General features: G+C 61.9%; 8 protein-coding genes and 1 pseudogene. 2 read left to right on the top strand and 7 right to left on the bottom strand.

What is annotated here, in order from left to right; translation table 11 throughout:
• Window positions 1–117: 117 nt before the first annotated feature.
• Entirely contained in the window at window positions 118–1,116 is a 999-nt protein-coding gene (locus HU720_RS23140) for a sulfate ABC transporter substrate-binding protein (RefSeq protein WP_186523328.1), read from the bottom strand.
• Between the two features lie 285 nt (window positions 1,117–1,401).
• Between HU720_RS23140 and HU720_RS24450 the strand changes: the two are divergent.
• A pseudogene (locus HU720_RS24450) lies at window positions 1,402–1,683 on the top strand (RHS repeat-associated core domain-containing protein); the annotation flags it as partial.
• Between the two features lie 357 nt (window positions 1,684–2,040).
• On the opposite strand, the gene HU720_RS23150 reads toward HU720_RS24450, so the two are convergent.
• From HU720_RS23150 to gcl, 6 genes are all read right to left on the bottom strand, one after another.
• On the bottom strand, window positions 2,041–2,865 hold the full coding sequence (locus tag HU720_RS23150) for an ion transporter (protein WP_186523330.1): 825 nt from the start codon (window positions 2,863–2,865) through the stop codon (window positions 2,041–2,043).
• Between the two features lie 44 nt (window positions 2,866–2,909).
• Window positions 2,910–3,785, bottom strand: a complete 876-nt coding sequence (locus HU720_RS23155) for an urea transporter (RefSeq protein ID WP_186523332.1) — start codon at window positions 3,783–3,785, stop codon at window positions 2,910–2,912.
• 268 nt (window positions 3,786–4,053) lie between these two features.
• A complete protein-coding gene (gene pyk / locus HU720_RS23160) occupies window positions 4,054–5,469 on the bottom strand; it encodes a pyruvate kinase (protein WP_186523334.1) in 1,416 nt (471 codons plus the stop codon).
• A 243-nt stretch (window positions 5,470–5,712) separates the two neighbouring features.
• The gene (locus HU720_RS23165; protein WP_186523337.1) at window positions 5,713–6,606 is read right to left on the bottom strand and encodes a 2-hydroxy-3-oxopropionate reductase; all 894 of its coding nucleotides are present in this window, start codon (window positions 6,604–6,606) and stop codon (window positions 5,713–5,715) included.
• A 161-nt stretch (window positions 6,607–6,767) separates the two neighbouring features.
• A complete protein-coding gene (gene hyi, locus HU720_RS23170) occupies window positions 6,768–7,550 on the bottom strand; it encodes a hydroxypyruvate isomerase (RefSeq protein ID WP_186523341.1) in 783 nt (260 codons plus the stop codon).
• Window positions 7,551–7,607: 57 nt separating this feature from the next.
• The gene (gene gcl, locus HU720_RS23175; protein WP_186523342.1) at window positions 7,608–9,383 is read right to left on the bottom strand and encodes a glyoxylate carboligase; all 1,776 of its coding nucleotides are present in this window, start codon (window positions 9,381–9,383) and stop codon (window positions 7,608–7,610) included.
• Window positions 9,384–9,639: 256 nt separating this feature from the next.
• Here gcl and HU720_RS23180 point away from each other — a divergent pair, with 256 nt between their 5' ends.
• The gene (locus HU720_RS23180; RefSeq protein ID WP_186523343.1) at window positions 9,640–10,080 is read left to right on the top strand and encodes a heme-binding protein; all 441 of its coding nucleotides are present in this window, start codon (window positions 9,640–9,642) and stop codon (window positions 10,078–10,080) included.
• The last annotated feature ends 207 nt before the right edge of the window (window positions 10,081–10,287 follow it).

Here is a 10,287-nt window from a genome sequence, read left to right on the forward strand (position 1 = left end):
CCTGAAAACCCAAGGGTAATCCTCAGGGCTGCTGCGCAGCCCAACGCGGGACAAGCCCGCTCGCCACAAGGAGATATGTCTGGCCAGTGCAGGCTTGCCGCGAACTGCCTGAAGCGGTTACTGCCCGCTGTAGATCTGGTCGAACACGCCACCATCGTTGAAGTGGGTCTTCTGCACGGTACGCCAGTCACCGAAGGTTTTTTCTACCGACAGGAAGTCCACCTTGGGGAAACGGTCGGTGTACTTGGCAAGCACTGTGGCGTCACGGGGGCGCAGGTAGTTCTGCGCAGCGATCTCCTGAGCCGCCGGCGACCACAGGTACTTCAGGTATTCCTCGGCCACCGCCTGGGTACCTTTTTTCGCCACTACCTTGTCGACGACGCTCACAGGCGGTTCAGCTTCGGCCGACACGCTCGGGTACACCACTTCGAACTGATCACGGCCAAACTCGCGGGCGATCATTTCTGCCTCGTTCTCGAAGGTCACCAGCACATCGCCAATCTGGTTGGTCATGAAGGTGGTGGTGGCGGCGCGGCCGCCGGTGTCGAGCACCGGCGCCTGCTTGAACAGCTTGCCGACGAAATCGCGCGCCTTGCTCTCGTCACCGCCCTGCTTGAGCACATAGCCCCACGCCGAGAGGTAGGTGTAGCGGCCATTACCCGAAGTCTTGGGGTTGGGTACGATCACCTGCACGCCGTCCTTGAGCAGGTCTGGCCAGTCCTTCAGCGCCTTGGGGTTGCCCTTGCGCACAATGAACACCGTGGCCGAGGTGAACGGCGCGCTGTTGTTCGACAGGCGGGTTACCCAATTGTCTGGCACCAGCTTGCCGTTGTCGGCCAGGGCATTGATGTCGGTGGCCATGTTCATGGTGATGACATCCGCCGGCAGCCCGTCGATGACCGCCCGGGCCTGCTTGCTCGAACCGCCGAACGACATCTGCACGTTGACCTTTTCCTTGTGCTCGGCCTCCCAGTGCTTCTGGAAGGCCGGGTTGTAGTCCTTGTAGAAGTCGCGCATCACGTCGTAGGAAACGTTAAGCAGGGTCGGGGCGGCCTGGGCCAGGTTGCCCAAGGCCAGGCCTGCGGCGAGCAGCGAGGCGCTAAAGAGTTTTTTCACGTGGCGTCCTTGTTATTGAAAGGAGGTGGCAGAGTGCCTGCGACTATAGCGGGTGACTTGGGGGCAATTAAAGAACGAATGGGTCTTTGCTTATGCGTTGCTGGGAGGGGACTGACAATTCTGCCAGTTGCGGGGTTGGCGGGTGGGCGTTGCAATGGCTGCAGGGTTCCGGGACGGGTATATGTCATGAAAGAACGGCACGCACGGCGTTTGGCTTGGTTGCTGCTATGTGACAGGAGTCTGTCAGCGCTTGGTTCACGGACCGATGAGACAGAGCAGTTGCAAGCGTACAGCGTTTACGGTTACGGGGCGTTGGCGGAAGGCGTGCGGATCGGGTTCAACGGGCAGTGGCTCTACGCCGAGCTTGGCGGTTATCTGTTAGGGAGCGGGCACAGGCTGTACAGTCCGATCCTGATGAGATTCACAACGGCGGATGATCTCAGCCCGTTCGCGCAGGGCGGACTCAATGCCTACGCGTACTGCGCCGGAGATCCGGTAAACAGAGTTGATCCCTCTGGCCGACATTTCTCGTTAACCGGCGCTCTCAAACGGATAGGGGTAATGAAGCGTACGGGACTTACGCAGTTGTCACAGGAAAGCCTGCTGATTACTGGCCGGCGAAACGGCCAGGCGGAGATAAAGTCTTACAGGGCCAGTGATAGGTTTGATGAGGGCTTCGCCGTACAGAAAGGCTCAGATATTGAGGGGTGGCGAGCCGATAATGTTCGCCTCAATAAAGAACTCCAGTCAGCGCAGGTAGAGTCTGTGTTCTATGAGTACCTGTTCAAAGAAACTGTCGCAGAGCTGGCGAGTGAAATGAAGCTTCACCGCGGAAAAGATGCCAAACCCGACTTTAAGGCCGCTCAGGAGCGTATCTTCAATCGGAGCATGTCAGCAATTCGCGATGGTCTACCACCGCGTCAGTCAGTCGATTTTGGTGAATAGCGCATTCCCGCACCGCGAACAAAACGCCGCCCCATGCTCATGGCTCTTCTTGGCGCACACCGGGCAATCATGCTGCAACTGCTCGCCGCGCATGGCATTGGCAAGTTCGGCGGTGAAAATGCCGGTAGGCACGGCAATGATCGAATAACCGGTAATCATCACCAGTGAGGACAGCACCTGCCCCAGCGGCGTCTTCGGCACGATGTCGCCAAAGCCCACTGTGGTGAGGGTAACGATGGCCCAGTAGATGCCCTTGGGAATGCTGGTAAATCCATGCTCCGGCCCTTCGACGACATACATCAAGGTGCCGAACACCGTCACCAGGGTCGAGACGCTGACCAGAAACACGATGATCTTCTGCTTGCTGCCCTGCAATGCCGCCAGCAGGTAGTGGGCCTGTTTGAGGTAAGGGCTGAGTTTGAGCACACGGAAAATCCGCAGCATGCGGATCACGCGGATGATCAGCAGGTATTGGGCGTCGCTGTAATACAGCGCGATGATGCCCGGCACAATGGCCAGTAAATCCACCAGCCCGTAGAAACTGAACGCATAGCGCAGCGGCTTGGGCGAGCAGTACAGGCGGGTCAGGTATTCAGCCAGAAAGATCGCCGTGAAACCCCACTCGATCATCGCCAGCAGCCTTGCGTAGCTCTGGTGCACGTCATCGATGCTATCGAGGATCACCGTGACCAGGCTGGCCAGGATGATCAGCAGCAGGGCTTTGTCGAAACGCCGGCCGGCGATGGTGTCGGTTTGGAATACGATGACATAGAGCCGTTGGCGCAGGCTCTCGGGGGTGTTCATAGGCTTTGTCCGTTTTGCGATGGGCAGAGCCTAGGGCTTGGGTTTCAGCTGTGCAAGCCGGTTGCATTACGCTTTTGCTGGGCTTGGGTCAGGTGGTCGCGAACATGCATCAACCAGCACGCCACCACAAAGGGTGCCGTCAAGCCTGCCACCGGCATCAGGTTGAACAAGGGTTGCAGCAGCAATGCCAGGCCAACAGCCAACAACGTCACCCAAGGCCGTTCCCCTTGCCGGCTGAACGCCAAAGCCGCCAGCGCTGCATTGAACCCGTACAGGCCCATCCATACCGCTTGGCCTTCACCGGCCAGCAGCGCCGCGCCGCCCCCGAGCATCGAGCCGATCACCGCCCAAGTGGCGGCATAGGGGTTGGCGAAGTACATGCCGACAATGATCAACAAGCCCGCCATGGGCTTATCGAGCAAGAAGATCTGCCCCACGCCACGCAGCACGGCATCCAGGGGAGCAGCCTCGACATGCACCACAGCCGAAGGCTCAGCCAGCAGCAGTGTGGCCCAGCCTAGCAGCACGAACGGGGCGGTATAGGCCACCAGCAGTTTGCCGCCGCGCTTGCGCCACTGGTGGGTGAGCATGCTCGAAAGCCCCCCGGCTGCGATGATCAGGGGCGGCAGGATGGCTGACCAGGGCAGCACCGCGCTGATCAGGATGCCGACCAGCACGCCGTTGTAGCAGTACAGGCCGGCCTGGCGGTCGGCGCGGTCATAGCCGCGCCGCTGGGCGGTGAGCAGCCCGGCCAGCGCACCCAGCAGGGCGCCGCCGACCAGCGCCGGGGCTGTCAGCAAGATGGCCAGCAGGCAGCACAGGCCGCACAAGGGGTTGCGCAGCAGCAGCACTTGGCTGAAGCCGTTGAGCAAAGCCGTGGCCCAGTCGGGGCACGGGTTGACGAAGTTTTTGGTGTACATGGGCAGTCTGTAAGGTGAGTGGTAAGCGCTGGGCCTCTTCGGGCCTCGGTTTTGCGCAGGGTTTGTAGTGCGATGTACGGGGAGGGCTCCGCCCTCCAATCGCAGGCTGTCGCCACACACAGAAATGTGTAGGAGCGGCCTTGCGTCGCGAAAGGGCTGCGTAGCGGCCCCAGAATCTATGCATCATGGACAATTGCTGGGGCTGCTACGCAGCCCTTTCGCGACACGAGGCCGCTCCTACAGAGACCGCGCACGCTGTAGCTGCCGTTCAAACCAGCGTTTCGATACGCAAGGTATTGGTCGAGCCCGGTTTGCCGAACGGCACCCCGGCGGTTATCAGCAGGGTATCGCCGCGGCTGGCCATGCCTTGAGCCTGGGCGATCTCAAGCGCCGTCGAGCAGATTTCATCGACCTGGCGCAGGCGGTCGTTGACCACCGAATGCACGCCCCAGGCCACGCTCAAGCGCCGTGCGGTGTGCAGGTTCGGGGTCAGGTTCAGGATTGGCGCGCGCGGCCGCTCGCGGGCAGCGCGCAGGGTCGAGGCCCCCGATTCGCTGTAGTTGACCAGCACCGCCACCGGCAAGATGCCACTGATGCGGCGGATCGCACAGCTGATGGCGTCCGACACCGTGGCTTCGGCCTTGGGCCGGCTGACATCGAGCTGCGCCTGGTAGTCCGGGCCGTTTTCCACCTGGCGGATGATCTTGCTCATCATCTGCACCGCTTCCAGCGGGTAGTCGCCTGAGGCGGTTTCAGCCGACAGCATGACGGCGTCGGCGCCTTCGGCCACGGCGTTGGCCACATCCGTGACTTCGGCGCGGGTCGGTGCCGGCGAGAAACGCATCGACTCCAGCATCTGCGTGGCCACCACGACGGGTTTGCCGAGCTGACGGCAGGTGCCGATGATGCGTTTCTGGATCTGCGGCACGCTTTCTGCCGGCACTTCCACACCCAAGTCGCCACGGGCGACCATAATCGCATCGCAAAGCTCGGCAATCGCCTGCAGCTGCTCCACTGCCGAAGGCTTTTCGATCTTGGCCATCAGGTAGGCGCGGTCACCGATCAGGGCGCGGGCTTCGACAATGTCCTCGGGGCGCTGCACGAAGGACAGCGCGACCCAGTCCACGCCCAGCGCCAGGCCGAAGCTCAGGTCGCGGCGGTCCTTCTCGGTCAGCGGCGACAGTTCGAGCACGGCCTGGGGCACATTGACGCCTTTACGGTCGGACAACTCGCCGCCGGCCAGCACTTCGGTGTCGATGGCCTCGGCATGCTTGGCGGTGACGCGCAGGCGCAGCTTGCCATCGTCCAGCAGCAGGTCCATGCCAGGCTCCAGGGCGGCGATGATTTCCGGGTGCGGCAGGTTGACCCGCTGGCTATCGCCAGGGGTGCTGTCCAGGTCCAGGCGCAGGGCCTGGCCGCGTTGCAACTGCACCTTGCCTTCGGCAAAGCGGCCAACGCGCAGCTTGGGGCCTTGCAGGTCCATGAGGATGCCCAGTGGCCGGTTCAGCTGTTGCTCGACATCGCGAATCCACTGGTAGCGCAAGGCGTGGTCGGCGTGTTCGCCATGGCTGAAGTTCAGGCGAAAGATGTTCACTCCGGCTTCGACCAGTTGGCGGATGTCGTCGATGCCTTCGATCGCAGGGCCGAGGGTGGCGAGGATCTTCACTTTTTTGTCAGGCGTCATGATTGGGCAGTCTCAAGAATCGAAAACGCCCCCGGAACGGCCTCCGTGCAGGCCGAACCAGGGGCGGGTGTTGCTCGGGGTTGCCTCTGGCGCCTTTTACAGGGTCAGAGGTTCATGTGTTTGAAGCGCCAGGGGTGCTGCGCACCCCTTTCGCGACACAAGGCCGCTCCTACGGCAGACCGCGATCCTCTGTAGGAGCGGCCTTGTGTCGCGATGGGCTGCGTAGCAGCCCAGGGGCTCAGGTCATTGGTCGTCGCGGATCGAGAAGTTGGCCATGTGTTCCAGGCCTTTGATCAGCGCCGAGTGGTCCCAGTTACCGCCGCCCAGGGCCACGCAGGTGCTGAACACTTGCTGGGCGTTGGAGGTGTTGGGCAGGTTGATGCCCAGCTCCTTGGCGCCTTGCAGGGCGAGGTTCAGGTCTTTTTGATGCAGGTTGATGCGGAAACCCGGGTCAAAGGTGCCTTTGATCATGCGTTCGGCATGCACTTCGAGGATTTTCGACGAAGCAAAGCCGCCCATCAGCGCTTCACGTACCTTGGCCGGGTCTGCGCCATTCTTGGCGGCGAACAGCAGCGCCTCGGCAACGGCCTGGATATTCAGCGCCACGATGATCTGGTTGGCCACCTTGGCGGTCTGGCCGTCGCCATTGCCACCGACGCGGGTGATGTTCTTGCCCATGGCTTGGAACAGCGGCAGGGCGCGCTCGAAGGCTTTCGGGCAACCGCCGATCATGATGCTCAGGGTGCCGGCTTTGGCGCCCACTTCACCGCCGGACACCGGGGCGTCCAGGTAAGCGGCGCCGGTGGCGTTGATTTTCTCGGCAAACGCCTTGGTGGCGGTGGGCGAGATCGAGCTCATGTCGATCACCACCTTGTTCGGGCCGACGCCTTCGGCCACGCCGTTTTCACCGAACAGCACGGCGTCGACCTGCGGGGTGTCGGGGACCATGACAATGATGAATTCAGCTTCCTGGGCTACCTCTTTCGGGTTGGCCAGGGCCACGGCGCCGGCGGCGATCAGGTCGGCCGGGGCTGCGTCGTGGTGGGTCGAAACGAACAGGGTGTGACCTGCCTTTTGCAGGTTCTGCGCCATGGGCTTGCCCATGATGCCGGTGCCGATGAAACCGATTTTAGCCATGAGAGATTACCTCGTTGTAATTGTTGGATCTCTGTAGGAGCGGCCTTGCGCCGCGAAGGGCTGCGTAGCGGCCCCAGTATTTGTGCCAAGGCAAAGATCGCCGGGGCTGCTACGCACCCCTTCGCGGCGCAAGGCCGCTACTGCAAGGTGCGTGTGCGGCCTTATATAGCGTTGTGCGTCTTCAGCCAGCCCAGGCCTGCTTCGGTGGTGGTCAGCGGCTTGTACTCGGCGCCCACCCAACCCTGGTAGCCAATGCGGTCCAAGTGCTCGAACAGGAAGCGGTAGTTGATCTCGCCGGTGCCCGGCTCGTTGCGCCCAGGGTTGTCGGCCAGCTGGATATGGTTGATCAATGCAAGGTTGGTTTGCATTGTGCGCGCCAGGTCACCTTCCATGATCTGCATGTGGTAGATGTCGTACTGCAGGAACAGGTTGTCACTGCCCACTTCGGCCTGGATGTCCAAGGCCTGTTGCGTGGTGTTCAGGTAGAAGCCTGGGATGTCGCGGGTGTTGATCATTTCCATGACCAGGCGAATCCCGGCTGCCTTGAGTTTGTCGGCGGCAAACCTGAGGTTGTCGACGAAGGTCTTGCGCACATCGGCGCACTGCAGGCCTTGCGGGCGGATGCCGGCCAGGGCGTTGACCTGGGTATTGCCCAGCACCTTGGCGTACTCGATGGCCGTGTCGACCCCGGCGCGAAACTCCTCGATGCGGTCCGGGTGGCAGGCGATGCCGCGCTCACCCTTGCCCCAATCACCGGCAGGCAAGTTGAACAGCACCTGGGTCAGGCCATTGGCTTGCAGGTGCTGCTTGATCACGGCTGCATCGAAGTCATACGGGAACAGGTATTCGACACCGGTGAAGCCGGCATCGGCAGCGGCCTTGAAGCGGGCCAGGAAGTCCTGTTCGGTGAACAGCATGGACAGGTTGGCAGCGAAGCGAGGCATGGTTGTCTCCTTGCAGATTAAAGCCCCCGACACACGCGGCGCGGGGGCGTCAGGCGATCAGTCGAGCAGCGAGATGGCGGTTGGGGCGTCGTTGCCGACCAGGGCGAGGTCTTCGAATTCGTTGACCGCGTTGATCTCGGTGCCCATGGAAATATTGGTGACACGTTCGAGAATCACCTCGACCACCACCGGCACACGGAACTCTTCGGCCATCTTCTGCGCCTTGAGCAGGGCAGGGGCGATTTCGGCCGGTTCGAACACGCGGATAGCCTTGCACCCAAGGCCTTCGACCACCGCGACGTGGTCCACGCCATAGCTGGCAGCGTCGGTGGCGTTGATGTTCTCGAACGCCAGTTGTACACAGTAATCCATGTCGAAGCCACGCTGCGCCTGGCGGATCAGGCCAAGGTAGGCGTTGTTCACCAGCACATGGACATAGGGCAGGTTGAACTGCGCGCCCACGGCCAGCTCTTCGATCATGAACTGGAAGTCGTAGTCACCGGACAGCGCCACTACCTTGCGTTTCGGGTCGGCCTTGACCACGCCCAGGGCCGCCGGGATGGTCCAGCCGAGCGGGCCTGCCTGGCCGCAGTTGATCCAGTGGCGCGGCTTGTAGACGTGCAGGAACTGCGCCCCGGCGATTTGCGAAAGGCCGATGGTGCTGACGTAGCAGGTGTCCTTGCCGAAGACCTGGTTCATTTCCTGGTACACGCGTTGCGGCTTGACCGGCACGTTGTCGAAGTGGGTCTTGCGCTGCAGGCTGGCCTTGCGCTGCTGGCAGTCTTCAAGCCAGGCCTTGCGGCACTTGAGCTTGCCGGCGGCCTGCCACTCGCGGGCAACTTCCAGGAACACGTCCAGGGCGTGGCCAGCATCGGACACGATGCCCAGGTCCGGGGTGAATACCCGGCCGATCTGGGTTGGCTCGATGTCGACGTGCACGAACTTGCGGCCTTCGGTGTACACATCCACGGAGCCGGTGTGGCGGTTGGCCCAGCGGTTGCCGATGCCGAACACCAGGTCGGACTTGAGCAGCGTCGCGTTGCCGTAGCGGTGCGAGGTCTGCAGGCCGACCATGCCGACCATCAATGGGTGGTCGTCAGGCAGGGTGCCCCAGCCCATCAGGGTCGGGATCACCGGCACGCCAGTCAGTTCGGCGAATTCGACCAGTTTGTCGCTGGCATCGGCATTGATGATGCCGCCGCCGGCTACCAGCAGCGGGCGCTCGGCGTCATTGAGCATGGCCAGGGCTTTTTCGGCCTGGGTACGGGTGGCCGACGGCTTGTTGACCTGCAGCGGCTCGTAGGCGTCGATGTCGAATTCGATCTCGGCCATCTGCACATCGAACGGCAGGTCGATCAGTACCGGGCCTGGGCGGCCGCTGCGCATTTCGAAGAAGGCCTTCTGGAAGGCATACGGCACCTGGCCTGGCTCAAGCACCGTGGTTGCCCACTTGGTCACCGGCTTGACGATGCTGGTGATGTCCACCGCCTGGAAGTCTTCTTTATGCAGGCGCGCACGGGGGGCTTGGCCGGTGATGCACAGAATCGGGATGGAGTCGGCCGATGCGCTGTAGAGCCCGGTGACCATGTCGGTGCCGGCAGGGCCGGAGGTGCCGATGCACACCCCGATATTGCCTGGGTTGGCGCGGGTGTAGCCCTCTGCCATGTGCGAGGCACCTTCGACATGGCGAGCGAGGACGTGATCGATGCCACCGACTTTTTTCAGCGCCGAGTACAGCGGGTTGATGGCGGCCCCCGGAATGCCGAATGCGGTCTGTACACCTTCACGGCGCATGACCAGAACGGCTGCATCGATTGCTCTCATTTTGCTCATGACTTGTGCCTCATAGATTTTGTAATTGTATACAACTTGTGTTGCGATGGAGTGTATTCATGCTTTGCCCCTGAGGTCAATTCCTTTTCGTCGGCAGGGCCGGAGGGGATTTTTGGGCAGTTAAAAGCGGCATTTCGTCGCATCAGCAGTAAATGAATCAGAAAATTGTATACAAAGCGATTGGTTGTTGTGTTCTATCTGCTCTATCGGTTTTCAACTGCCCTCGGGCTTCTCACAACAAAAAGAGGACCTTTAGATGAACGCTTTGAACCTGAAAGTGGCTGTGGCCGTGGTCAACGCCGCGCTTGCCGCAGGCCGTACCATCAATGCGGCGCCCTTGACCGTGGCGGTGCTAGATGCGGGCGGGCACCTGCTGGCGTTGCAGCGCGAGGATGGCGCCAGCCTGTTGCGGCCGCAGGTGGCCATTGGCAAGGCGTGGGGAGCGGTGGCGCTGGGCAAGGGCTCGCGCTTGCTGGCGCTGGATTCGCAGCAGCGCCCGGCTTTTTTTGCTGCGCTCAATGGTTTGGGCGAGCGGCCGGTGGTGCCGGCGCCTGGCGGGGTGCTGATTCGTGATCAGGACGGCAAGGTGCTGGGAGCGGTCGGGATCAGCGGGGATACGTCGGATATCGACGAGCAGTGTGCGATCAGTGCCATCGAGGAGGTGGGGTTGACGGCGGATGCGGGGGTGGTGGCGTAACCAACGTGTGACCGCCATCGCGGGGCAAGCCCGCTCCCACGCTTCAAACCTGTGCTGGCCTCATCGCAGGCTGGCGCCAGCTCCGACAGGAATTGCGCCAGACACTAACATCGCAGCTGAAGCGGTCCCTGTGGGAGATTCTATGGTTTTGTACAAGCCTGTTCCCGCCAGACATATCCTGGTGGCGAGCGGGCTTGCCCCGCGTTG

Source organism: Pseudomonas sp. SWRI51 (assembly GCF_014268825.1).
GTDB classification, from domain to species: Bacteria; Pseudomonadota; Gammaproteobacteria; order Pseudomonadales; family Pseudomonadaceae; genus Aquipseudomonas; species Aquipseudomonas farsensis.